Annotated in this window: 22 protein-coding genes; 10 read left to right on the top strand and 12 right to left on the bottom strand. The window is 68.0% G+C overall.

Features of this window, described 5'->3' with window-relative positions; all coding sequences use genetic code 11:
* Window positions 1-2: 2 nt before the first annotated feature.
* The 7 genes from Amac_RS45020 to Amac_RS44990 all read left to right on the top strand — a co-directional run bounded on the left by Amac_RS45020 (window position 3) and on the right by Amac_RS44990 (window position 6,854).
* Window positions 3-1,436, top strand: a complete 1,434-nt coding sequence (locus tag Amac_RS45020; protein ID WP_155360584.1) for an FAD-linked oxidase C-terminal domain-containing protein — start codon at window positions 3-5, stop codon at window positions 1,434-1,436.
* Window positions 1,436-2,722 carry an FAD-binding oxidoreductase gene (locus Amac_RS45015; protein WP_155360583.1) on the top strand — a complete coding sequence of 429 codons (1,287 nt, stop codon included), beginning with the start codon at window positions 1,436-1,438 and terminating at the stop codon, window positions 2,720-2,722. Before Amac_RS45020 ends, Amac_RS45015 begins: the two co-directional genes overlap by 1 nt.
* Window positions 2,722-3,948 carry a (Fe-S)-binding protein gene (locus tag Amac_RS45010; RefSeq protein WP_155360582.1) on the top strand — a complete coding sequence of 409 codons (1,227 nt, stop codon included), beginning with the start codon at window positions 2,722-2,724 and terminating at the stop codon, window positions 3,946-3,948. The genes Amac_RS45015 and Amac_RS45010 overlap by 1 nt, the downstream gene beginning before the upstream one ends.
* Window positions 3,945-4,685 carry an IclR family transcriptional regulator gene (locus Amac_RS45005; RefSeq protein ID WP_155360581.1) on the top strand — a complete coding sequence of 247 codons (741 nt, stop codon included), beginning with the start codon at window positions 3,945-3,947 and terminating at the stop codon, window positions 4,683-4,685. Before Amac_RS45010 ends, Amac_RS45005 begins: the two co-directional genes overlap by 4 nt.
* Window positions 4,686-4,698: 13 nt before the next feature.
* Window positions 4,699-4,926, top strand: coding sequence for a DUF2277 family protein (locus Amac_RS45000; protein ID WP_155351989.1), 228 nt, complete (start codon window positions 4,699-4,701; stop codon window positions 4,924-4,926).
* A 258-nt stretch (window positions 4,927-5,184) separates the two neighbouring features.
* The gene (locus Amac_RS44995) at window positions 5,185-5,745 is read left to right on the top strand and encodes an RNA polymerase sigma factor (RefSeq protein ID WP_218041669.1); all 561 of its coding nucleotides are present in this window, start codon (window positions 5,185-5,187) and stop codon (window positions 5,743-5,745) included.
* On the top strand, window positions 5,742-6,854 hold the full coding sequence (locus tag Amac_RS44990; protein WP_155360579.1) for a CU044_5270 family protein: 1,113 nt from the start codon (window positions 5,742-5,744) through the stop codon (window positions 6,852-6,854). The genes Amac_RS44995 and Amac_RS44990 overlap by 4 nt, the downstream gene beginning before the upstream one ends.
* Window positions 6,855-6,893: 39 nt before the next feature.
* Here Amac_RS44990 and Amac_RS44985 read toward each other — a convergent pair whose 3' ends face one another.
* The 3 genes from Amac_RS44985 to Amac_RS44975 all read right to left on the bottom strand — a co-directional run bounded on the left by Amac_RS44985 (window position 6,894) and on the right by Amac_RS44975 (window position 9,727).
* Window positions 6,894-7,649, bottom strand: coding sequence for an HNH endonuclease family protein (locus Amac_RS44985; RefSeq protein ID WP_246269107.1), 756 nt, complete (start codon window positions 7,647-7,649; stop codon window positions 6,894-6,896).
* A 274-nt stretch (window positions 7,650-7,923) separates the two neighbouring features.
* Window positions 7,924-8,871 (bottom strand): sigma-70 family RNA polymerase sigma factor, encoded by a 948-nt coding sequence (locus Amac_RS44980; RefSeq protein WP_155360578.1) that lies wholly within the window; start codon window positions 8,869-8,871, stop codon window positions 7,924-7,926.
* A 55-nt stretch (window positions 8,872-8,926) separates the two neighbouring features.
* Complete coding sequence (locus tag Amac_RS44975) at window positions 8,927-9,727, bottom strand: YybH family protein (RefSeq protein ID WP_155360577.1); 801 nt, start codon at window positions 9,725-9,727, stop codon at window positions 8,927-8,929.
* Between the two features lie 134 nt (window positions 9,728-9,861).
* Here Amac_RS44975 and Amac_RS44970 point away from each other — a divergent pair, with 134 nt between their 5' ends.
* Window positions 9,862-10,347: a nitroreductase family deazaflavin-dependent oxidoreductase gene (locus tag Amac_RS44970; RefSeq protein ID WP_155360576.1), complete on the top strand. Its 486-nt coding sequence runs from the start codon at window positions 9,862-9,864 to the stop codon at window positions 10,345-10,347.
* A 263-nt stretch (window positions 10,348-10,610) separates the two neighbouring features.
* On the opposite strand, the gene Amac_RS44965 is transcribed toward Amac_RS44970, so the two are convergent.
* From Amac_RS44965 to miaA, 4 genes are all read right to left on the bottom strand, one after another.
* A complete protein-coding gene (locus Amac_RS44965; protein ID WP_246269106.1) occupies window positions 10,611-11,372 on the bottom strand; it encodes an SDR family NAD(P)-dependent oxidoreductase in 762 nt (253 codons plus the stop codon).
* A 33-nt stretch (window positions 11,373-11,405) separates the two neighbouring features.
* Complete coding sequence (locus tag Amac_RS44960; protein WP_155360575.1) at window positions 11,406-13,691, bottom strand: tetratricopeptide repeat protein; 2,286 nt, start codon at window positions 13,689-13,691, stop codon at window positions 11,406-11,408.
* Between the two features lie 119 nt (window positions 13,692-13,810).
* On the bottom strand, window positions 13,811-14,626 hold the full coding sequence (gene dapF, locus Amac_RS44955; RefSeq protein WP_155360574.1) for a diaminopimelate epimerase: 816 nt from the start codon (window positions 14,624-14,626) through the stop codon (window positions 13,811-13,813).
* Window positions 14,614-15,525, bottom strand: coding sequence for a tRNA (adenosine(37)-N6)-dimethylallyltransferase MiaA (miaA, locus tag Amac_RS44950; protein WP_155360573.1), 912 nt, complete (start codon window positions 15,523-15,525; stop codon window positions 14,614-14,616). The genes dapF and miaA overlap by 13 nt, the downstream gene beginning before the upstream one ends.
* Window positions 15,526-15,602: 77 nt before the next feature.
* Here miaA and Amac_RS44945 point away from each other — a divergent pair, with 77 nt between their 5' ends.
* Complete coding sequence (locus Amac_RS44945; protein WP_155360572.1) at window positions 15,603-15,797, top strand: antitoxin; 195 nt, start codon at window positions 15,603-15,605, stop codon at window positions 15,795-15,797.
* A 40-nt stretch (window positions 15,798-15,837) separates the two neighbouring features.
* The gene (locus tag Amac_RS55630; RefSeq protein WP_218041668.1) at window positions 15,838-16,167 is read left to right on the top strand and encodes an Rv0909 family putative TA system antitoxin; all 330 of its coding nucleotides are present in this window, start codon (window positions 15,838-15,840) and stop codon (window positions 16,165-16,167) included.
* Window positions 16,168-16,881: 714 nt separating this feature from the next.
* Here the strand turns inward: Amac_RS55630 and Amac_RS44935 are convergent.
* From Amac_RS44935 to miaB, 5 genes are all read right to left on the bottom strand, one after another.
* Window positions 16,882-17,397: a methylated-DNA--[protein]-cysteine S-methyltransferase gene (locus Amac_RS44935; protein WP_155360571.1), complete on the bottom strand. Its 516-nt coding sequence runs from the start codon at window positions 17,395-17,397 to the stop codon at window positions 16,882-16,884.
* A 344-nt stretch (window positions 17,398-17,741) separates the two neighbouring features.
* A complete protein-coding gene (locus Amac_RS44930; RefSeq protein WP_155360570.1) occupies window positions 17,742-18,236 on the bottom strand; it encodes a hypothetical protein in 495 nt (164 codons plus the stop codon).
* A 226-nt stretch (window positions 18,237-18,462) separates the two neighbouring features.
* Entirely contained in the window at window positions 18,463-19,182 is a 720-nt protein-coding gene (locus Amac_RS57580; protein ID WP_155360569.1) for a CAP domain-containing protein, read from the bottom strand.
* Between the two features lie 138 nt (window positions 19,183-19,320).
* On the bottom strand, window positions 19,321-20,601 hold the full coding sequence (locus tag Amac_RS44920) for an RNA-guided endonuclease InsQ/TnpB family protein (protein WP_155360568.1): 1,281 nt from the start codon (window positions 20,599-20,601) through the stop codon (window positions 19,321-19,323).
* Between the two features lie 1,048 nt (window positions 20,602-21,649).
* On the bottom strand, window positions 21,650-23,128 hold the full coding sequence (gene miaB, locus Amac_RS44915) for a tRNA (N6-isopentenyl adenosine(37)-C2)-methylthiotransferase MiaB (protein WP_155360567.1): 1,479 nt from the start codon (window positions 23,126-23,128) through the stop codon (window positions 21,650-21,652).
* Window positions 23,129-23,139: the final 11 nt, after the last annotated feature.

The raw sequence follows: 23,139 nt of genomic DNA, 5'->3' as shown, positions 1-23,139 counted from the left end.
GTATGACGGATTTGCTCGCCGGCCGGTTGCGGGAGGTGCTGCCGGACGAGGCCGTGATCACCGATCCGGTCCGGCTGCGCACCTACGAGTGCGACGGCCTCACCTACCACCGGGCGACGCCCGGTGTGGTGGTGCTGCCGGAGACGGCCGAGCAGATCGCCGCCGTGGTACGGCTCTGCCAGGAGTTCCGGGTTCCGTTCGTGGCCCGGGGCTCCGGCACGGGCCTGTCCGGCGGCGCGCTCCCCCGCTCGGACGGGGTGCTGATCGTGACCTCGCGCATGCGGCGCGTGCTCTCGATCGACCTGGCGAACCGCCGCGCGGTGGTCGAGCCCGGAGTGACCAACCTGGCCATCACCGAGGCGGTCAGGGAAGCCGGGTACTACTACGCGCCCGACCCCTCCAGCCAGCAGATCTGCTCCATCGGCGGCAACGTCGCGGAGAACTCGGGCGGGGCGCACTGCCTCAAATACGGCTTCACGGTCAACCATGTGCTGGGGCTCGAGCTGGTGACCCCGGATGGGGACATCGTGGAACTGTCCGAAATGGACGCCGGATATGACCTGCTGGGGGCGTTCATCGGGTCGGAGGGCACGCTCGGGATCGCCACCAAGATCACGGTACGGCTGTCGCGGGCGCCCGCGGCCGTCACGACCATGCTCGCGGCGTTCACCACGATCGAGGGCGGCGGGCGGGCGGTGTCGGCGATCATCGGGGCCGGGATCGTGCCCGCCGCGATCGAGATGATGGACGCGCTGGCGATCGAGGCGGCGGAGGCCGCGGTGCGGTGCGAGTATCCGGCGGGAGCCGGGGCCGTGCTCGTGGTCGAGCTGGACGGGCCGGAGGCCGAGGTGGACCTGCAGTTCGCCGAGGTCGATCGCATCTGCCGGGAGGCGGGGGCGTTCGAGATCCGGGTGGCGGCGTCGGCGGAGGAGCGGGCGGCCATCTGGAAGGGGCGCAAGTCGGCGTTCGCGGCGGTGGGGCGGATCAGCCCGGCGTACATCGTTCAGGATGGGGTCGTGCCGCGGACCGCGCTGCCGGAGGTGCTGGCGGGGATCGATCGGCTGCAGGAGGAGTTCGGGATCCGGGTGGCGAACGTGTTCCACGCCGGGGACGGGAACCTGCATCCGCTGGTGCTGTTCGACGACGCGGTGGCCGGGGAGGGCGAGCGGGCGGAGCTGGTGAGCGGGCGCATCCTCGATCTCTGCATAGAGTACGGCGGCTCGATCACCGGCGAACACGGCGTCGGCGTCGACAAGTCCCGATATATGCCGAGAATGTTCACGGACGAGGATTTGGACACGATGCAGCTCGTCCGGTGTGCTTTCGATGTGGGGAATCTGTCGAATCCGGGGAAGGTGTTTCCGACGCCTCGGCTGTGTGGCGAGATTCCCAGGGTACGCAAGGAGCCGCATCCGTATGAGGCGGAGCTGTTCTGATGCCGCATGACGCGCTGGCCGGGACCGGGGTGACCATCCGCACGGCCGATCCCAGCGATGCGGTCGCCGGAGTTCAGCCGAAATGGGTGGCGTTGCCGGAGTCCACCGAGGAGGTCGCGGCGCTGCTCCGGGCCGCCGCCGAGCATGATCTCGCGGTGACGCCCGTGGGCGGGGGCACCAAGCTGGACTGGGGGCCGCCGCCCGAACGCTGCGACCTGCTCATCGACCTGTGCTGCATGAACGAGATCCTGGAACACGCCGCCGGAGACCTGGTCGTCCGCGTGCAGGCGGGAACGACCTTCGAATCCCTCAATCAGCAGCTTTCCACCGAGAACCAGGAACTCGCCCTGGACATCCCCGTCCCCGGCACCACCGTCGGCGGCCTGCTCGCCACCGCCCTCTCCGGCCCTCGCCGATTCCGGTACGGCACGCCACGCGACCTCGTCATCGGCATCACCGTGGTCCTCGCGGACGGCACTACCGCCCACTCCGGCGGCAAGGTCGTCAAGAACGTGGCAGGCTACGACCTGGGCAAACTCTTCACCGGCTCGTACGGCACCCTGGGCATCATCACCGAAGCGGCCTTCCGCCTCCATCCCCTCCCACCCACCCGCAAATGGGTGACCGCCACATACCCAACCCCGGAACAAAACGACTCCCCGGCCGACTACGCCACCCTCATCGGCGCGCTGGTGACCCAGCTGGCCGCCTCGCAGGCCGAGCCGTCCGCGATCGAGCTGAACTGGTCAGCTGTTTCGCCTGGTTACACTATGTCTGTCCTCCTCGAAGGCACGGCGGCGCCGTCCCGGGCGGCGGCCATCCAGCACGCGATGACCAATCTCGAAATATCCGGCATTGAGGCATCCAGCGGGAACAACCCAGCCCTGGGGCTTCTGTCTCGGCCGGAGATCACCGACAACCCACCCGAATGGTGGGGAGACCTCCCTGACGGCGGAATCCTGATGGAGATCAGGGTTCCTCCCGGAAGCATCGGACCGGTGCTCCGCGATGTCGCCTCGGCCTCGATGTCCGGTCACGTCTTGCGTGGATCGGCCGCGAGTGGCGTACTCCACCTGGCCGTACCGGATGAAACCCACCTGACCGCCATCGCTCGACTGCGAGACCAGGTAGAAGGCATCGGGGGGCGGCTTGTGGTGGTTTCCGGGGCGGGCAATGGAGTTGATCGGTGGGGGACGATCGGTGCCCTTGATCTGATGAAGCGGGTCAAAGCGCGCTTCGATCCGGATCGCCGGCTGTCTCCGGGGCGTTTTGTGGGAGGGATCTGATGGACCCTGAGCTGATCAAGGATTGTGTGCACTGCGGGTTCTGCCTGCCGACCTGCCCCACGTACGTGCTCTGGGGCGAGGAGATGGACTCGCCGCGGGGCAGGATCCACCTCATGCAGCAGCACGTCGAAGGCACCCCGATCACGCCCGAGATGGCTGGGCATTTCGACGCTTGCCTGGGATGTATGGCCTGTGTGACCGCGTGCCCTTCGGGCGTGCAGTACGACCGCCTGATCGAGCAGACCCGCGCCGAAGTCGAACGCGAACACGTCCGGACCCCGCATGATCGCGCCATCCGCGGCATCGTGTTCGCCCTCTTCCCGTACCCGCGCCGCCTGCGCCTGCTGAAACTCCCGATGCGCCTGGCCGGAAAGCTGCGGCCCTTCCTGGCGCGGGTGAACCCGTCACTCGGCGCGATGGCCGAACTCGCTCCCCCACCCGCCCGCCGTATTCGCCTGCCCAGGCGCGTACCCGCCCGAGGCCCCTACCGGGCCACCGTCGGCCTGCTCACCGGCTGCGTGCAGGGTGAGTTCTTCCCCGGCGTCAACGCCGCCACCGCGCGCGTGCTCGCCATGGAAGGCTGCGACGTCATCATTCCCCCAGGTCAGGGCTGCTGCGGCGCGCTCTCCCTGCATTCCGGCTACGACGCCCGGAAATTCGCCAAACGCACCATCGCCACCTTCGAACGCGCCGGCGTCGACACCATCGTGGTGAACGCGGCCGGTTGTGGCTCCACCATGAAGGACTACGCCGAGATCCTCGCCGACGAACCCGAATGGGCCGCGAGAGCCGCCGCGCTCAAGGTGCGCGACCTGGCCGAATACCTCGTCGAGCTGGGCCCCGCCGCGAAACGCCACCCGCTGAACGTGACCGTCGCCTACCACGACGCCTGCCATCTCGCCCACGCGCAGGGCATCCGCGCCCAGCCCCGCGAACTGCTCAACGGCATTCCCGGCCTCACCGTGCGCGAGGTCGCCGAGTCGTCGATCTGCTGCGGCTCCGCCGGGACGTACAACCTGTTCCAGCCGGAGGCCGCCCGCGATCTGGGCGACCGCAAGGCGGAGCGGGTCCGCGCGACCGGCGCCGAGCTGCTGGTCTCCGCGAATCCCGGCTGCACGATGCAGATCACGGCCGCGATGCGCCGCGGCGGCGAGCAGCCGATCCCGGTCGCGCACACCGCCCAGGTGCTGGACGCGTCGCTGCGTGGCACGGCGGTGCGCGGATGAGCGTGCAGAGCGTCGATCGGACTCTGGACATCCTGGAAGCCCTGGCGGATCAGGGCGGCGAAGCGGGCCTTTCGGAGATCGCGGCCAGAACGAGACTGCCGTACGGGACGATTCACCGGTTGCTGCAGACGTTGCTGGCCCGGGGGTATGTGCGGCAGGAGTCGGATCGGCGGTACGCGCTGGGGGGATCGCTGGTGCGGATCGGCGAGGTGGCCGAGCGTCTGGTGGGCGGGTGGGCGGAGCCGTACCTCACGAAAATGGTGGAATTGTCGGGCGAGACGGCGAACATGGCGGTGCTTGAGGGCGATTTCGTGGTGTATGTCGCGCAGGTGCCATCGCCGCGGCGGTTGCGGATGTTCGCCGAGGTGGGGCGGCGGGTGTTACCGCACAGTACGGCCGTCGGCAAGGTTCTCCTGGCGGACCGAGCGGACGCGGCGGCCGTCTTCGGGCGGACCGGTCTCCCCCGCCGGACCGAGCACACGATCACCAATGTGGACCGGTTGCTCGCCGAACTGGTGACGGTCCGGGAGCGCGGATACGCGATGGATCTCGGTGAGGAAGAGCTGGGCGTGCACTGCCTGGCCGTGCCCGTCTCGGACGGAGACCGCGTGGTGGCCGGAATGTCGGTTTCCGGGCCGGCCGACCGCATCAGCGCCCTCAACCGCGACGAGCTCGCCCAGGGCCTGCGGAAGATCGCCCACGATTTCGGCGTGGAAGCCTTCGGATCTGGACGATAGATAGGCTCGAACCATGTGCAGAAGCATCAAAACCCTGCGTCCGCCCTTCACGGACGAGGTCACCGACGACGACATCCGGGCAGCGGCACTCCAGTACGTCCGCAAGATCTCCGGCTTCCGCGCCCCCGCCGCCCACAACGCCGCCGCCTTCGACCAGGCGGTCGCCGCCATCACCGAAGCCAGCACCGCCCTCCTGGCTTCCCTGGAAATCCGGGGCTCCCGCCCAGCCCCAACCCCCTAAGCCCCCGGCCTGACACGTTCTCGTCACGGCAGGGAACACGCAGCCATCTGAACTCGGCGACATCTTCTCGTTGCGGCGTGCCCACCCGGCGACACCCACCGGGGTGTACATCCCGGCTGATCGGCGCTTTTCGTTGCGGCGTGCTCTGGCCGAGGCATGGACGCACGCGTTTGACGCGGATGGAACTCGCTCGTGGGCTTCGGCGGAGTAGAGGCGAAGCCCACGGAAGGATCCCCCCATGTTCGGACAGCACGCGTGGTGAACACGGACGCGCTGCCCCGAATCGACGATGCCGCGCTCATCCGCGCCTCGCTCGAACGCCCCGACGAGTTCGCCATCGTGTTCGACCGGCACGCGGACGAGATCCACGACTACGCCGCGCGCCGCCTCCACCGCGAACAAGCCGACGACGTCACCGCGGAGACATTCCTCATCGCGTTCCGCAAACGCCACCGCTACGACCAGACCCGCTCCGACGCCCGCCCCTGGTTGTACGGCATCGCCGCCAACCTCATCGCCGGCCATCGCCGGTCGGAGGTGCGCAGGCTCAAGGCCATGGCCCGCGCCCCGCGGGAGACCACGGTGGACGAGGAGGAGCGCAGCGCGGAACGGGCCAGCGCCGAGGCCATGCGCCCGGCGCTGGCCCTCGCGCTGGCCAAGCTCTCCGCCCAGCAGCGGGAACTGCTGCTCATGATCGCCTGGGCCGACCTCAGCTACGAGGAGGCGGCCGAGGCGATGAACATCCCCGTCGGCACGGTGCGCTCCCGGCTGCATCGGATCCGCGCCAAACTCCGAGACCACCTGGAGACTCCCAAATGAACGATGAAATCGAGCTGGTCGCCGAAATCCGTCCCGATGTCGATCCTTACGCGCCTGAAGCCAGGACCGCCGCACGTGCCCGGTTGCGGGTGACGCGGCGCAAGCCGTACCGGCTGGTGCTCGCGGGTGCTCTGGCGGTGGGTGTGGCGGCGACCGCGGTGGCCGTCATGGACGGACCCGCGCGGGAGGCCGTTCCGGTGGCTCTGGCCACGCCGGAGATGGCGAAGATGTCCGCCGAGGAGCTGCTTGGGCGGGCTGCCGGGCAGGCCGCCGGCGATGATCTCCGGCCGCGCGCGGATCAGTACATCGAGGTCAGTTCGCAGGTCATGTACAGCGCGACTGCGGTGAGTTCCGGCGGGACGAGCCGATACCTCTATCGGAACAATCGGACCATCTGGCAGTCCGCCGACGGTTCCCGGGCGGGCGTGCTGCAGAGCGAGCGTCTGGAACCCAAGGCCTACCCTGGCTGGCCGGTTCCCGATTACGCGTGGGACAACATCGGCGAGGTCAGCTTGATGAAGCTCACTCATTGCGACACCGTGGCACCGTTGTGGGCCAGATACGACTACTTCTCGCTCAGCACGTGGCCCGATGACGTGGCCGGGATGCGGGCGCTTCTCTATGACGAAGGGCGGAACGGGAGCGGACCGGATCAGGCGGCGTGGACTGCGGTAGGGGACATTCTTCGCGAGAACTACGTTCCGCCCGCGCAACGGGCCGCTCTGTTCAAGGCCGCCGCGACCATCCCCGGCGTCACGGTGACCGAGAACGCGCAGGACGCCGCCGGACGGCACGGGCTCGGCGCCGGGCGCGAGTTCCGTGGGATCCGCCAGGAGATCATCTTCGACGCCACGACGTATGAACTTCTCGGCGAACGTCAGGTGGTCGTCGACGCGGACCAGGCTCAGGCGCCGGTCGGCAGCCTGCTGGGGTCCACCGCCCAGCTGGAGGTGAAGATCACCGACACTGTTCCCGCCGTGGCAGACGACCCCGGCGCCGTCTGCCCGGAACCGGCCCCAAGCCCAGACCCGGCCAACGGCTCCAGCCCAAGCCCCGCAGCGGAAATCAGCCCATATGGAACGCCGCCGAAGCCCTCGGGCACGTCGTGAAGGTCAGCACGAGGGTGGCGCGGCATCCGTTGGGGTTGGTCAGGCGCACTGGTCGAGCATCGTGGCCTTGTCGGGGGCGGTGACGGGTAGGTCGTATTTCAGGGCTACCTGGGCGAAGCGGACTGCGTAGGAGCAGCGGATCTTGCGGATGGGCGGGAGCCAGGAGGCGGGGCCGGAGTCGCCTTTGGAGGAGTTCATGGAGCCGTCGACCGCGAGCAGGTTGAGCGGATCGTTGCTGATCTGCTTGCGTTTGGCGTCGGTCCAGCGGGACGCGCCCATCTGCCAGTCGTAGGACAGCGGCATGATGTGATCGATCTGGATCTCGGACGCGTCGGCCTTCAGCCACTCGACGGTCTTCTCGGTGTACGGATCGAAGATCGTCATCTCCACGACCACACAATCCGACCCATCCCGATATTTCAGCTCTTGTCCATCACGCTGGAGGATGTCGTTCCGGGTGTCACACCCATTCCGGGCGTACGGAATGTCGTCCGCGTTGTCCGCCCAGGCGTACCCGAACTCATCCCGGTCGTAGCCGGTCTTCGGTCCCCGCCCCTTGGTGGCGACCTTCTCGATCAGCTCACGCGCGGCCGCACGATCCTCCGCTGAGGTGATCGCCGCCAGCCCTGGCTTGGTCCCGTCCGGATTGTCCAGGGGATTGGTGCCGGTCGCCTCACCCTCCCCGCTCTGCTTGACCCGATCGCCGGGCGAGTCCACCCCGATGCCCGCATCCAACGGCGCGCACCCACTCACCACGACAACCGCCATGATCATCCCGACGATCGCCTTGCGCACCGCTACCCCCAAGTCAAGAAATCACCAACTTAGGTATAGCAAATGCCCATAAATCCATCATTTATGGGTCACGCAGGCCACAGGGAGGGCACGACTTTCGATCAAGGGCATGGGCGGCATGAGCGCCTGGATGGTGGACGCGTGGAAGAACTTGGGGTGATCTTGTTCTGTGACCTGGTTCGTTGATGCCGGGTGGTCATGGCGCGCCCCGATGAACATCGACGAACTGGTCGGCGCCCGGGTTGCTGCTGCGGGAAGTCTCCCCGGGACGGGATCAGTCCACAACATTGCTCGGGAGGCCGAACCGCGAAAAGTCCGCGATGAGGAACGAAACCACCTCGGCGATCTTCGTACCGCGTAGCGTGAGCACGTCCAGCCCCGCCGGCGTGTATGCCGCCCGGTCCGCGTCCCACATGTACGTGCCGAAGGCCAGTTGCCCGTTCGCCCGCGCGGGAAGCATTCGCCAACGCCGGGTCAACGGCTTATCCAGCAGGAACGCCCGGATGGCGGCACGGCCCTCGAACCACTCGGGCAGCGGCGGCATGGAGTACTTGGCGTCCTCGGTCAGCATGGACACGATGGCGTCGACATCGCCCACCTCCCACGCGCTCGCGTAGCGCGCGGCCAGCTTCCGGACTCCGTCCTCGTCAACCGGCCTGCCCCGCTCGGGCAGGCGGTCACCGACGATAGCGCGGGCCCGCTGCAGCGCGCTGTTGACCGACGCGACCGTGGTGTCCAGCAGTTCCGCAGTCTCGGCCGCGGAGAACTCCAGAACCTCCCGGAGCACCAGGACCGCACGCTGGCGGGGCGTCAAGTGTTGCAGCGCGGCGACGAAGGCCAGCTCGATGCCCTCCCGCGCCACGTACCGGGCCTCGGGGCTCTCGGGATACGGTTCGAGCCAGACTGTCTCGGTCACCGGTGCGGTGCCCGGGGTGAGGTCGGTCGGCAACTCCCGGCGGCGCCGCTGTTCGAGCAGCGTCAGGCACCTGTTCGTGGAGATCTTGTACAGCCACGGGCGCACCGAGCCGCGGTTGTCGAAGCGGGCCAGCCCGCGCCACGCGCGGACCAGGGCTTCCTGGAGCACGTCTTCCGCGTCGTGTACCGAGCCGAGCATGCGGTAACAGTGTGCGCGCAACTCGGCCCGATACGGATCCACCAGGTGTTCGAAGGCGACAGGGTCTCCCGCTCGCGCCGCCTCCAGCAGCGTTTCCTGCGTTTGCATATGTCCGCCCTCATGGAAAGCCCGGCTCTCGACCCGACGGTACGCGGCGATCGCGTCACGGGCGCAGGCCGGTACTCGCCTCGCCGGTGCGCGGGTCCAACGGGAAGGAGAGATGCTGATGGATCAGCACCCACGCACCGCCTCGCCGCTCGAACACCCGGGTCCCGCGCGACCAGCTCTCGGACTCCTGGCCGACGCGGACCCGGTTGAGCCCCCATGCGACCGCGAGGTCCTCCCTGACCAGGATCTTCAGGTCGGGGACGTCCCAGCTGACGTCGGCGGCCACGTTGAGGCCCCGCGCGCAGACCTCCCGCACCTCCGCCACACCCTCGTACTGGAGTGGCGCCTCATGCTCGTACGAGACGACGTCACCGGCGATGGCGGCCATCATGTCGTCCAGGTCCTTGGCCGCGGTGGCCTCGAACCACCGCTGGTGCACCAGCCGCACCTCGTGCTCGGCCGCACCCACATCCATGATCGGGAACGAGTGGTGCTCGTGAGCGACCACCCACCGGCCGTCCTCCTCACGCAGACCGAGCGTCAGCCGCAGCCGCCGGTCCGGGTCGTCGTCAGGCATGCCGCAGCGCAACAGTGCCTGGGCGAAGGCGACGTCCTCACCAGCGGTGACGTCCAGCGACACGATCTCGAACAAGGCCCCTTGCGCCTGCCACTGGAGGAACGGCGACCACGCCTTCCGGTAGGCCTCGATGCCGCGAACCCCCTCATGCGGCGGCGGCACATCGAACATCACGATGTCCTCGGCATGGTCGGCGACAACCCCTTCCAAGTCGCCACCGTGGACCGCCTCGGCCCAGCGCTCGATCAGGCTGCGGATCTGCTCTTCGTTGGTGGACATGAGTGCGGTCCTTCCGGGTCGATACTTCCGTCAGGACTACAACCCCCACCGATCCGGAAACTCATCGCGGATCCAGCGGCCCATCGCACGCCCGGCAGTATGGTGAGGACGAATCCGACGATGAGGTGAACGGGATGCCTCTTGAGGGCGAGTACGAGCCGAGTCCGGCGCAGTGGGTGCGCGAACAGGTCGCGCTGTACGAGAGCTCAGGCGGCACGCAGGGGACGACGCTCTGGGACACGGGCCTGCCCGTCGTCATTCTCACGACGCGCGGCGCGAAGAGCGGCAAGATCCGCAAGATCCCGCTGATGCGCGTGGAACACGAGGGGCGCTACGCGGCCGTCGCCTCGAAGGGCGGCTTCCCACGCCACCCGGTCTGGTACTTCAACGTCAAGTCCGACCCGCACGTGGCACTCCAGGACGGATCCGTACGCCAGGACATGAAGGCCCGCGAGATCACCGGGAACGAGAAGGCCGAGTGGTGGGAACGCGCGGTCGCCGCGTATCCGCCATACGCCGAATACCAGGAAAAGGCCAACCGCGTGATCCCCGTCTTCGTGCTGGAGCCCGTGTCCGCAGCAGGATCGGCGGACGCCCCACCGTCGTCAACGAGGACCTGATCCGCGCGGCCCGGTCAGGACGAGCATGGGCATCCGCTGGAGCCGCCTGGAGGCGGTCGAGCGCCAGCGTCGCAAAAGGCGGGGCGTGATAACCACGACGCCGTGGTTGTCGTTTTGGCCGACAGCCACGATGCCATGGCTGTCGTTTGGCCGACAGCCACGGCGATGGCGGGGGCGGGCGGAGCCCGCGGGTAAACAAAGGGCTGGGTGGGTGGGAAGAAATCCGGCAAGCTTCTGCGGATGTCGTACAGGTGGCGGGGCACTTAGGTGATCAAGATGCCGCCATCGACTGGGAGGATGGCGCCGGTTATGTAGGAGCCGGCGTCGGATGCGAGGAAGACGGCTGCTGACACCAGTTCGGCGGGGTCTCCGGGGCGGCCCATGGGGACCCTTCGCGTGAGCATCCGGTCTAGGTAGCCATCCGGGTACTCGTCGGTCATTTCGGAGGCGAAGAAGCCGGGTTCCAGGCAGTTGACGCGGATTCCCCGGCGGGAGGTCCATTGCTGGGCGAGGTCTCGGGTGAGTCCGATGATCGCCGCCTTGGACGCGCTGTAGGCGGCCTGCGGGAGTTCGGCCGTCGTCTCCCCCAGGATGCTGCCGATGTTGACGATCGAGGACCCCGGCCGCATCACCCGGGCACACGCCTGCGCCATCCAGTAACTGCCGTGCAGATTGACATCCACCACCCGCCGGAACTCCTCGGGCGACTCCTTCAGGGCAGGCACCGCCGTACCCACCCCAGCGTTGTTGATCAGGACATCAACCTGACCGAACTCCCCCATGGCCGCGTCCACCAGCGCCTGGCAATCCTCCGCCACAGCCACATCAGTCGAAACAGCGAGACAGCGGCGACCGGTCTCCTCGACCAGCCGCCGCGTATCCGCCAACCTTTCCACCCGGCGGGCGCCGATCACCACATCCGCGCCCGCCTCGGCGAAGCCGCGCGCGAACGCGACCCCAAGCCCGGAGGAAGCCCCCGTGACCACCACAACCTTGCCGTCCAGCCGGAATCTCTCCAGAATCACCCGGCCACCATACCGAACCCCGTTCTACCCGTTCTAAAGGCCGTACTCCTTCACGATCCGCTCGTGCCGTTCGGCTTCGACCCCGACCTCGCGGGAGAGGTCCAGCCAGGCCAGCGGATGCACCCACTGCTCGGTCGCGTCGTCGAGCACAGCGTCCAGCTCGGCCGGAGTGACCGACGGCGGAATCGCGATCCAGCCGAACACACCGGGCAGCGGCTCGCCCGTGCCCGGATGCGTGACCTTGTAGCTGTCGTCGCTGTAGACCCACATCGGCCAGCCACGCTCGGCCAGCAACTCGTTGAACTCGGTCCACTCGTGCTCGCCAGGCGCGGCGCCATCGAAGAACCAGCTGGTGAAACCACCCGGCCGGAGAATGGACACCCCCGCGAACGGGATGACGAAGTTCTCGCGCTCCTCCTCGGAGTCCGGGATCGGCTCCAAGGGTCGCGGGTCCACCACGACGACGTCCCCCGCGTTGTACTCCATGCCACGCGGCTGCGGAATCGCCAGGCGCGCGGTCGCCGGACCGGTGCGCACCGCCAGCACCTCCCGCTGGCTGCCGTCAGGCGCCGGCAGGATGGCCCGGATGAGGTGCCATTCCTCCTCGATCGGCCCTTCCGCCGACTGCAGCGGCATGCCCAGCTTGGCCGCGCCCTCGCGCACGGTCGCCCAGTCCTCGGTGGCGGTGGCCAGCACGATGACGCGCCAGATGTCCTCTTCCTCACCCTCGGCGCCCTCCGCCAGCACCGGCTTGAGGATCTCGGCCGCGGCCGCGTTGTCTCCCAGATGCTGCACGGCGGCCGACCACAGCCGGCGGCCCTCAAGCCCGGCCCCGCCCTGAACGGCCAGCTCGGCCTCGGCTGAGGTCTCCTCCCACCGCTCCCTGGCCCGGTAGAGCCGCGCCAGCGCCAGATGCGACTCCGGCGAGCTCAGCCGGGAGGCCAGGTCCAGCACCCGATCGTCCTGCTCGGCCTCGATCAGCAGACCGGTCAGGTAGGCGATGTCCTCCTCTTCGGCGTTCGCCGGATCGGCGTCCACGACGATCATCTTCCAGTAGATGTCGGCCCCCACCGGTGCGTACCCCAGGAAACCCAGGGTCGTGGTGTGCCGCCTCGTGGCCTCCAGATCCTTGCCGGACTGCGGCCACAGCCAGCCCACCCAGCGCTCCGGATCCGCGGTGCGGCCGTCGGCCGCGTCGAAGTAGGAGACCAGCTCGTCCTGCGGCCCGGGCGGGGGCACCGCGGGGGCCGCGTCGGCCGCCGCGCGCAGTTCGGCGATCCGCTCCGGCAGCCCGGCCGTGGACTGCAGCTCGGGCAGCACGGCCTCGGCCAGATCGGCCAGCTCGCGCGCCTGCCAGGCCCCCTGCCGGGCGATCGCCAGATGTCCGGCGGTCAGCGCCAGCTCCACCTGGGCCCGATGCCCGCCCATCGTCTCGAAGTAGCTCATCCACTGCCGCATGACACGGCCCAGCTGCCAGCTGTTGGCGATCGACGCCCCCGCCGCCAGCTTCCTGACGACCTGCGACCACTCCACCCACTCGCGCGGGTGCTCGCCGACCACGTCCAGGTCGGGCAGCGACTCGACCGCGTGCTCGATCCGCCCCAGTTCGGTGAGGATGCCGGAGTGCAGCAGCCCCTCCCGGCGCGCCTTGGCGACCGGATCGTCGGGCTTGAACCCGTTGGCGGCGTGCAGGGCGGCCAGCGCGTCCTCACCGCGGCCGACCGCCAGCAGCGCCCGGGCGGACACCGCGGCCAGCTCCCAGGAGGCCTCCCTGCCCACGCCGCGCAGCCGCTCCACGGCCGCCTCGGCGTAGGTGACGGCCTCGGCCGGCTTGCCGTCGTCCAGCAGCGCCGACACATACTGCGTGGTGAGCCCGGAGAAGGCGAGCGAGTCGGGACCCACCGTGCCGAGCGCGCGGCCCAGGATGGCCAGGCGCTCGTCCGCGTATCCAGGCCCGTCCGTGTTGGCCAGGGTGATCGCCAGCGCCTCCGCGGCGGCCGAGGCGGCCGGGCAGTCACTGACGTCGGATCGCTGGGCGAATTCGGCCAGTTCCCTGGCGTCCGCGAGGGCGACGGCGCCGTTGGCCCGGTCACCCACCCGGCCGATCACATGCCAGTATCGCGCGAAGAGCTCCAGCCACGGCTGTTCCAGCTCCTCCGCCTGCTGCGCGACAGCTGGGGCCACGACGTCGAGCTGGCCGTATCGCCCCTCCAGCGCCTGGGCGGGCACGTCGCCCAGCGCCATCGCCAAACCGGCGTTTCCGGCTTCATGAAGTTGCCGCTGGGTGCCACCGACCCACGACCAGATGTCCACGTCCATGGGCAGTCAGTCTGCCAGGTCACCGACCATGTCCCAAACGCGCGCGCGTCAACGCCGAACCCACCCGCCACAAGAGATGGATACGCCCCCAAATGCCGCGTTCTTCGGGGTTTTTAGGTCTAAATCGCGATGTCGTGGTACTCACCGGAGGCGACCAGAGCGGCCGGGCCGGTGAGGTAGCTGGTGTCGGAGTCGAGTGTGATCTTCAGGGTGCCGCCGAGCACGCGGACCTTCCAGACCCCGGTCTTCTCACCGGAGGCGTACGCGGCCGCCACGGCGGTGGCCACCGCGCCGGTGCCGCAGGAACGGGTCTCGCCCGAACCGCGCTCGTAGACGCGCATGGAGACGGCGTGATCGCCCACCGGGTTGATCAGCTCGATGTTGACGCCATCGGGATAGACCGCGTGGTCATAGCGTGGCTGGGCGTCCAGGTCGAGCTCGGTGACCGGGTCGTCGATCACGCAGGCCAGGTGCGGATTGCCCATGTTCACGTTCAGGCCGCGATACTCCCGCCCGTTCAGCCAGGTACGGCTCTCGCCGAGGATCTTGGGCCGGCCCATGTCGACGGTCACGTCCCCCGCCATGCCGAGCCTGACCCGCTTCACGCCATCCCGGGTCGCGACGCCGAACTCCCCGGCCGTGGCCAGCCCCGCGTCGACGAGGTAGCGGGCGAAGACGCGCACGCCGTTCCCGCACATCTCGGCCACGCTGCCGTCGGCGTTGCGGTAGTCCATGAACCACTCGGCCTGGGCGGCGTATCGCTCGGCCTCGGCCACGAACGTGGACGGCACGACCCGCAGGATGCCGTCGCCGCCGATCCCGGCCCGCCGGTCGCACAACCGGGAGACCAGCTCCGCGGACAGGTCCAGCCGCCCTTCGGGATCAGGCAGGATGACGAAGTCGTTCTCCGTCCCATGCCCCTTCACAAACCGCATGTCGCCAGCCTAGCGGCCTGATCGACAAGGTCAGACGCGTCATACGGCAGCCACCGCACCCGGGGATCCCGGCGGAACCAGGACTCCTGCCGGCGCGCGAACCTCCTGGTCGCCCTGACCGTTTCGGCCCGCGCCTCCTCCTCCGACCACTCGCCGTCCAGAAACCGCAGCACCTGGGCATACCCGAGGGCTCGGCTGGCGGTCAGCCCGCCCGCCAGGCCCTCTTCCCTGAGCGTACGGACTTCGTCCACGAACCCTGCCGCCCACATGCGCTCGACCCGGAGCTCGATCCGCTCGTCCAGCTCCGGCCGGGGGACTTCCAGGCCGATCTGGACGCTCGGGTAGACCGAGTCGTAGGACGGCATCGTGGCCGAGAACGGGCGGCCGGAGAACTCGATGACCTCCAGAGCGCGGACGATGCGGCGGCCGTTGGTGGGCAGGATCGCGGCGGCGGCGACCGGATCGGCTTCGGCCAGCCGGGCGTACAGGGCGGACGGGCCCAAGTCGGCCAGTTCGCGCTCCAGGCGGGAGCGAATGTCGGGGTCCGTCCCCGGGAACTCGAGATCGTCCAGCGCCGCCCGGACGTACAGGCCCGAGCCGCCGACCAGAATCGGAACCACGCCCCTGCCGCGCAGGTCGTCGATCAGCGGGCGGACCAGCTTCTGGTACTCGGCGACACTGGCCGTGCGAGTAACGTCCCATATGTCGAGTAAATGATGCAATACACCTTTTCGTTCGGGGATGGTCAGCTTGGCCGTGCCGATATCCATTCCTCGGTAAAGCTGCATCGAGTCCGCGTTGATGGCCTCGCCGCCCAGCCGCAACGCCAAATCGACGGCCAGATCGGACTTTCCGGCCGCCGTGGGCCCCACGACGGCGATCACTGGTAGCTGCCCCACCCGGTAAGTGTCCCAAGCCCCGGGGTACCAATTAGTCGTACGGTGCCACGTCGCGCCGCGAAACGGGGGATTTCAAGATGTCGATCTTCGACAAGGTCAAGGAGAAGCTCGTCGGCCACGCCGACAAGGTAGAGGACGCCGCCGACAAGAGCGTCGACAAGGCGGCCGACATCGCCAAGGAGAAGACCGGCGGCAAGTACGACAAGTACGTCGACACCGCCGCCGAAAAGGCCAAGGAGGCCACCGACAAGATCGACGGCCAGCCCGGCTGATCCCGCCCTGACGGCGCCAGTCACACACACGGGGGACACAATGTCGTTCTTTCACAAGGTACGGGAGATCTTCGGCGGCGCCGGAGACAAGATGCGGGACACCCCCTCGCAGCCGAAGGCCACCGGCGAGAACGTCAGGATGCGCCAGGGCGCGGACTCCGCCAAGGATCGGGCCGACGGCATGAAGCAGGACCCGCGCGACAAGTCCGGCGGCATGCGCGACAAGGTCGAGGACAAGGTCATGGACGGCATCGACAGCGCCGCACGCGCAGCCGACAGGGCCACGGGCGGCAAATACCGCGACCAGATCAACAAGGGCGCCGACGCCGCCAGAAGGGCCGCCGACAAGATCGACGGCGAGCCCGGCTAAACCCCCCGCACTGGAGCCGCCCTAACCCACGGGCGGCTCCCCGCTTCACCCCCAACGGCACGTTAAGCCCGGCCTGGCCGCTTTCGCGGCTTCGCTCACCCCAAGGGCTTGGCGGTGCGGGTCTTGTCGTGGACCAGGATGCGCGTTCCGTCGACCACCCACAGTTCGCGCCGATCCGTTCACGCCGATCAGTCGGGAGCGAGCCGAGGAGGGCGGCCAGATGGGGCGCGGAGTCGGTGATAATCCGGTGCACGGCCGAGTATCACCGAAGCCATCGCCGCGGGCCGCTTTGTGCCACACCACCCGACCGCCCCGGCGCCGCCGACCTCGCCACCCGCGTCCTCGAACTCAAAGCCGCCAGCAACACCGAACAAGTCGGAGATGCCGAACAGGGTGTCGAGTTGGAACATGGTCAGGCTGGTCCGGTTGGCGAGCACCCGGAAACGGCCCGCGTGGACTACTCACGGGCCGTCCAGCTCATCGAGACCTACACGATCCAAGGGCTGCAAGAAGCCCTGTCTGAACTCAACCGCAGCCGATCCCTCTCCCCCGCCATCGCGGCGGGCCGGGATCACGCGGCAGCCGCCCTGGTGGCCTCTGCTCAGCGAAGTGCCGGACAGGACGGGACACCGACCCGGATGAGACCTCCGCGAAGGGGACCACGCCGGACAGACGCACCCGCAACCCGGACTACCCCGACTTACGGGATAGTCCTTAGAACAGCGCCAATGGCAGCTGGCCCTCGTGAGTGAGCAGCCAGCGCTTGGACTCCACGCCGTCGCCGCCGCTGAACCCGCCGAGCCCATCCCCTGCCACGACGCGATGGCATGGCACGATGATCGGAATCGGATTGCTTCCCATGATCGATCCGATCCCCCTGGCGGGCACGCCCGTCTCGTCGGCCAGGTCGCCGTAGGTGACCACCTTGCCGAACGGCACCGACTCATACAGCAGCCCGAGCACCCGGCGCTGGCTCCCCGACATCAACCGCCAGTCGACGGCAACGGTGAACTCCCGTAACTCGCCCGCGAAATAGGCCGCCAGCTCCGCCCGCACCCGGCTCACCCGCGCGTCATCCTCGACGATCGGCAACCCCAACCGCGCGGCGAACCGCTCCCGAGCCCGCTTGGAGTCCCGGAAGTTCATCCCCGCGACCCCGGCCGGAGTGACTGCGGCCAGCACGTCTCCCAGCTCGGTGGGAACACTCCCGAAGGCAACCGTCTCAGTCATGCCCTCATTCTCCGCCCTGCCACCGACAGTTTCGGCGCGGGCGATTCCGGCGCGAGACATAGAGAGGCCCGTGCGGAATACCGCACCGCACGGGCCTTTCTGAGCGAGGGCTTCCCCGATCCCTCACCCACGAAACCTGCCGAATCGACGAGGCGTCCGTAGCCGGAAGCGCGGGGTTTCGCTCCGGCGACGCCGTGATCTTGCCCTGTGCAACCTGGACGGTAATGGCCTTTCCCGACCGGGTGGCACACGACGGGGTGATGCCTCGTATTAAGAGGAAAGTCGTGATCTGGACAGCTGCGGCGGTGAGTCGCTGGCCGGCGGCTTGTCCATGGGGCAGCTGGTTAATAGCCGCCGACCGGGCCTCCGGGTTCTACCGCGCCCGCACCGCTGCCCCGGTCGATTTCGTCAGGGTTGTCAGTGGGGCCTGTCGTGGGCTTGGGCTTCGTAGTCGCGGGGGTCTTGGGGGTTGTTTCGGTTGGTTTGTCCTTCTTGGTGGTGGAGTTCTGGGCGGGAGGATCGGCCTGGCCGCCCTGGGCGCTGTTGCCCGGGTCGTCACCGGCCGGATCGGCATCCTGCTCGGTGGACCCGTCCGGTTCGCCGGACTCGGCGGGGTCTTCCGCGGGATCGTCGGCAAGCGGAGCGGTGGCGTCCTCCGAAGTGGTAGAGGTAGGGGCTGGTTGCGTGACAGGAGTGTCGTTACTGGACATCGCGTACACGACCCCGCCACCCCCCACGGCGGCCGCCACCAGGGCGACGCCGATCAGGATGGCACGAGGATTGCCGCGCGAGCGCGGTCGTTTGGGGCGGGTTCTGCCTGTTGGCGTGGATCCGTCCATCGGGGGAACTCCCTGCGGGTTGGCTGCTGCTCGGGAACCTCAACGGCTTCCGAAGGGTTCCGCCAGACTAGCCAAGAACAAGAAAGAGATGCACAAAAATGATGTTTTAGGCATCTAACGGGCAGGTCAGGGGCGGTTTCGGGCGAATCGGCCAGGGACAAATCCCGGCGACGATCTCCGATCGTCAGGCCTCGACGCCAAGGCTAGGGAGCCCAGCAGGGACGAATCAGCGGGAGCCGAAGTTCTGGGTCCACCACGGGCCGCCGGTGCCGAGCCGTACGCCGATGCCGATGGCTTTGAGGTCGCAGTTCATGATGTTCGCGCGGTGACCGGGGCTGTCCAGCCAGGCGTCGACCACCTCGCGGGGGGTGCGCTGACCTCGGGCGATGTTCTCGGCGGCGGGATAGGCGTAGCCGGTGGCCCTGATCCGGTCCCACGGAGAACGGCCGTCGAGCGAATCGTGGCTGAAGTAGCGGCGCGCGGCCATGTCGGCGGAATGCGCGCGGGCGGCTGTGCGCAACCGTTCTTCCGTACGCAACGCTCTGCACCCTTCCCGCTGGCGAGCGGCATTGGTCAACCGCACGGCCTCGTCTTCCAGCGACCGCTGCGCCGCGTCCGTCCGGCGTTCCGGTTGGGTCGGGGAGGTGGCGGAACGTTTGGGAACACTGCCGAGACGTCCGGATTTATCCTCAGATCCCCGGGCGTCGGCAACAGCGGACCCGGGCTTGGAGATTCTCCGCGCCTTGGCCGTTGGACTCGGCTTGCGTGTTTTGGAAGCGCTGGCGGACGGCTTCGTGGGCACCACGTACGAGTCGACCGGAACCGGTGATTCCTCCGTCAGATCCCCGGCCACCCGGCTACCACTCGATCCGCACGCGACCGCACCGAACACGAGACCGCTCAGGCCAACGACCAACCAGGCACTGCGCCGCCCAAACCGGGGCATCCGCGAACCCTCCTTGCCGATGTCTTGGGAAATCCATGCCACCCGCGTGGATGAGCGACCACACTAGCCCCATTGGCCTCCTCCCCGGCGTGAACGCCCGGAACTCCCCACGTCGCCGTGGGATCCTTACTGCTTCTGCTACGCCGCGCGGGCGTCGTAGGTTGCGGGCGGTGCCAGGTTCGGAATTGCCTCGCCTGGTCTTACCCGCCCTCCACAGTCGTTTCGAGTGTCCGCCAGCCCGGCGGCCACCATGTCCTTGTCCTGTCTTCCCTCTGCGAGGGATGCCTCCGTTGCCTGTGCGCGCAGGCGGATGCCCTCGGCCAGAATGTTCAGCGCGGCCGCCAGGTCGCGCTCGTGGTGCTCCCCACAGGACGGGCAGTCCCACTCCCGCATCTGAAGCGGTGCTTTTCCGTTCCTCCAGCCGCAGCACGGGCACAACTGGGAGGAGGGAAACCACCGGTCGACCGTGGTCAGCGTCCGCCCATAGCGGGCCGCCTTCCCGCCCAGCAGGGTACGGAACGCGCCCCAGGACGCGTCGTTGACTGATTTGGCCAGTCGGCCGCGGGCCAGACCCCGCACCGCCAGATCCTCGATCGCCACCGTTTGGTTCTCACGGATGATCGACGTGCTGGTCTGGTGCAGGAAATCCCGGCGCGCGTCGCCCACCTTGGCATGCTGGCGAGCCACCGCGATCCGCGCCTTCTCCCGGTTCTTCGATCCTTTCCGTTTGCGTGACAGCGCCCGCTGCAGCCGGGCCAGCCGCTTGGCTCGGCGGCGCAGCCACCGCGGATTGGCGATCTTCGTGCCGTCCGACAGGACCGCATAATGAGTCAAACCCAGATCGATCCCGACCTCAGCCTCCGCCTCGGACAGCACCTGCCCGGCATCATCAACCTCGATCACAAACGACGCGAAAAAGCGGCCCGCCGCATCCTGAACGACCGTGACCGACGACGGCGCCGCCGGCAGCTCACGCGACCAGCGCACCTCGACCTTCCCGATCTTGGCCAGATACAGCGTCCCATCACCGCCCAAGCGGAACGCGTTGCGGGCGAACCGGGCCGACTGACGCCGATCCCGGCGCGACTTGAACACCGGCAACCCCATCCGCCGACCCTTACGCTTCCCACTGACCGAGTCGAAGAAATTCTGATACGCCACGTCCAGGTCCCGCAGCGACTGCTGAAGCGGGACCGCGGACACTGCACCCAGCCACTCCCGCTCCGGTGTCCGTTTCGCCGCGGTGATACAGATCTTCTGCAGATCCCCGCCACCGATCCACGGCAACCCAGCCTTACGCGCGGCCTTACGCATCGCCAGCGCGTCATTCCACACCACCCGGACGCACCCGAACAATCGGGCCAACGCCTGGCGCTGGGAGGCGTCGGGGTAGAGCCGGTAGTTGTAGCGCAGCCGCACCTGAAGCCCCTCCCCACACCAGCAACATAGCGTTACGACTCGAACACACTAACGCATGACCGATGACAGCGGAAACCGAATACCAGCACGGCAGAAACCTTCCTCACCACACTCCAGATTCATCCGTTCCTTGTGACCACATAACGGCGGAATGTCTTCGACGAGGAACTGTCACGGTGAGGACATCATTATTGAGATGTGCGATAGTTCGATTCCGACGGCGCCGCACAACCTGACCGGTCCTTTGTCCGCGCACCGCGCTGCGGGATACCCAGCCTGACAGCGGGCCATCCCCACCCTGGACCTCATTCATCCCTGCCCGGAAGAATATGGCCTTGTGTGGCTTCTCGGTAACGTATTAACAGCGCAGGAATCACGAGAGAAATTACGACATTGCCGGACTTCTCATCACCACGCATGAATTGGCCCCGAACGTTGCTGGCAACGGCAGGCGCAACCACCGTCCTCGCCACCGCCGGATTAGGCGTCTGGCTCGCCATCAACATCGAAGAGACCTCCGGCCCCAGCCAAACGCCCTTCACAGCCCAAACTCCCAGCCAAAACGCCCTCCCTCATTCAGGCGGACCAGTTCCCCCAAACGATCACCAAACCTCCACCCCACCTCCCATAAGCCCGCTGCCCACACTCCCCGAAGCCCTCACCAACCTCGGCCCCCTGGCTGGCGGCCTCCTCGGCTCCCGCCCTCTCCCACTCCCCACCCTGAAACCCCCACCAACCGCCCCTAACCCCACCAAAAGCAAGATCAGCCTGCCCCCCAGGCCCCTCTCACCCTCGAAAACCCGGCCAGCAAAACCAAAGCCAAACAAACCAACCACAAGAATCCCCGACCCTTGCGCCACCTTCCACGACATCCGCCGCGACTATTGCTACGAGGTTCTGCACGACATCACGGGCCAGTGACGGTTGCGATTCCGTCAAGCAACCGGTGGAGCCCCCGAAGAGGTACTGCTCGGTCATGGTGGGGACAGCGGGTAGCGGTCCGCTGATATCGCGGCCGATCCCGCAGCATGGCCTCGCAGGAGTCCGGCTACGAGCAGGCGAGGGGTTCGGTCGTGGCGGCGGGGCGGCCGATGCTGGGCATGCCGAGATTCACCGCAGCCGGGCCCGAAGGCTGGGATTGGCGGTTCTGCCAGGCGTCGCCCGCACGAGTGCGGCGTACCGAAAGCACCTTGTCGGCGACCAGGTGATGCGGCGCCGCGTACGTGACCTCGACGGTGACCATGTCCCCGGGCCGGGCGTCAGCGGGGGCCAGGTGGACGAGGCGGTTGTCGGGGGCGCGGCCGGAGAGGCGGTGGGTGGCGCCGTCCTTGCGGCCTTCGCCCTCCGCGATGAGGACTTCCAGGACCTTGCCGACCTGCCCCTTGTTCTCCGCCCAGGCGATCTCTTCCTGAAGGGCGACCAGTCGCTCGTACCGCTCCTGGACGACGGCCTTGGGAATCTGGTCGGGCATGGTCGCAGCGGGCGTGCCGGGCCGGATCGAGTACTGGAAGGTGAAGGCGTTGGCGAAGCGGGCGGCGCGCACGACGTCGAGGGTGCCCTGGAAGTCGTCCTCGGTTTCGCCAGGGAAGCCGACGATGATGTCAGTGGAGATCGCGGCGTCAGGCATGGCCGCGCGCACGCGTTCGATGATGCCGAGATAGCGCTCAGCCCGGTACGAGCGGCGCATCGCCTTCAGGATCCGGTCCGACCCGGACTGCAGCGGCATGTGCAGTTGATGCATGACATTCGGCGTCTGCGCCATGGCGGCGATGACATCGTCGGTGAACGCGGCGGGATGCGGCGAGGTGAACCTGACCCGCTCGAGCCCGTCGACCGAACCGCAGGAACGCAGGAGCTTGCCGAAGGCGAGGCGATCGCCGAACTCGACACCGTAGGTGTTGACGTTCTGCCCGAGCAGGGTGATCTCCAGCACGCCCTGATCGACCAGGGTGCGGATCTCGCTGAGGATGTCACCGGGACGGCGATCCTTCTCCTTGCCCCGCAACGCGGGCACGATGCAGAACGTGCACGTGTTGTTACACCCGACCGAAATAGCCACCCACGCCGCGTAAGCCGACTCGCGCTTGGTCGGCAACGTCGACGGAAACGTCTCCAGGGATTCCTTGATCTCGACCTGGGCCTCTTCGGCGATGCGGGCCCGCTCCAGCAGCACCGGCAGCGACCCGATGTTGTGCGTGCCGAACACGACGTCCACCCACGGCGCCCGCCGCACGATCTCGCCCTGGTCCTTCTGCGCCAGACACCCGCCGACCGCGATCTGCATGCCCGGATTGCTGAGCTTGCGGGGCCGCAGATGCCCGAGGTTCCCGTAAAGCCGGTTATCGGCGTTCTCCCGCACCGCACAGGTGTTGAACACGACGACGTCGGCGGGCTCCCCCTCGGGCGCGCGCACGTATCCCGCGTCCTCCAGCAGCCCGGACAGACGCTCGGAGTCGTGGACGTTCATCTGGCACCCATAGGTCCGTACCTCGTACGTCCTGGTGCTCTCCTGAGTCGTGGCAGTCATCTCAACCCACA

It is taken from the genome of Acrocarpospora macrocephala, assembly GCF_009687865.1.
In the GTDB taxonomy this organism is placed as follows: domain Bacteria; phylum Actinomycetota; class Actinomycetes; order Streptosporangiales; family Streptosporangiaceae; genus Acrocarpospora; species Acrocarpospora macrocephala.
The sequence above is the reverse complement of the archived record's forward strand: the minus strand, read 5'-3'. Positions and strand labels throughout refer to the sequence as shown.

What these genes read in the sequence shown, in the direction of transcription:
- Amac_RS44930 (WP_155360570.1), bottom strand. Translation starts at nt 18,236, where the DNA reads ATGGACGGATCCACGCCAACAGGCAGAACCCGCCCCAAACGACCGCGC.
- Amac_RS45010 (WP_155360582.1), top strand. Translation starts at nt 2,722, where the DNA reads ATGGACCCTGAGCTGATCAAGGATTGTGTGCACTGCGGGTTCTGCCTG.
- Amac_RS44945 (WP_155360572.1), top strand. Translation starts at nt 15,603, where the DNA reads ATGTCGATCTTCGACAAGGTCAAGGAGAAGCTCGTCGGCCACGCCGAC.
- Amac_RS44980 (WP_155360578.1), bottom strand. Translation starts at nt 8,871, where the DNA reads ATGCAAACGCAGGAAACGCTGCTGGAGGCGGCGCGAGCGGGAGACCCT.
- Amac_RS45005 (WP_155360581.1), top strand. Translation starts at nt 3,945, where the DNA reads ATGAGCGTGCAGAGCGTCGATCGGACTCTGGACATCCTGGAAGCCCTG.
- Amac_RS44975 (WP_155360577.1), bottom strand. Translation starts at nt 9,727, where the DNA reads ATGTCCACCAACGAAGAGCAGATCCGCAGCCTGATCGAGCGCTGGGCC.
- Amac_RS44935 (WP_155360571.1), bottom strand. Translation starts at nt 17,397, where the DNA reads ATGACTGAGACGGTTGCCTTCGGGAGTGTTCCCACCGAGCTGGGAGAC.
- Amac_RS57580 (WP_155360569.1), bottom strand. Translation starts at nt 19,182, where the DNA reads ATGCCCCGGTTTGGGCGGCGCAGTGCCTGGTTGGTCGTTGGCCTGAGC.
- Amac_RS44970 (WP_155360576.1), top strand. Translation starts at nt 9,862, where the DNA reads ATGCCTCTTGAGGGCGAGTACGAGCCGAGTCCGGCGCAGTGGGTGCGC.
- Amac_RS55630 (WP_218041668.1), top strand. Translation starts at nt 15,838, where the DNA reads ATGTCGTTCTTTCACAAGGTACGGGAGATCTTCGGCGGCGCCGGAGAC.
- Amac_RS44990 (WP_155360579.1), top strand. Translation starts at nt 5,742, where the DNA reads ATGAACGATGAAATCGAGCTGGTCGCCGAAATCCGTCCCGATGTCGAT.
- Amac_RS45020 (WP_155360584.1), top strand. Translation starts at nt 3, where the DNA reads ATGACGGATTTGCTCGCCGGCCGGTTGCGGGAGGTGCTGCCGGACGAG.
- Amac_RS44960 (WP_155360575.1), bottom strand. Translation starts at nt 13,691, where the DNA reads ATGGACGTGGACATCTGGTCGTGGGTCGGTGGCACCCAGCGGCAACTT.
- miaB (WP_155360567.1), bottom strand. Translation starts at nt 23,128, where the DNA reads ATGACTGCCACGACTCAGGAGAGCACCAGGACGTACGAGGTACGGACC.
- dapF (WP_155360574.1), bottom strand. Translation starts at nt 14,626, where the DNA reads ATGCGGTTTGTGAAGGGGCATGGGACGGAGAACGACTTCGTCATCCTG.
- Amac_RS45015 (WP_155360583.1), top strand. Translation starts at nt 1,436, where the DNA reads ATGCCGCATGACGCGCTGGCCGGGACCGGGGTGACCATCCGCACGGCC.
- Amac_RS45000 (WP_155351989.1), top strand. Translation starts at nt 4,699, where the DNA reads ATGTGCAGAAGCATCAAAACCCTGCGTCCGCCCTTCACGGACGAGGTC.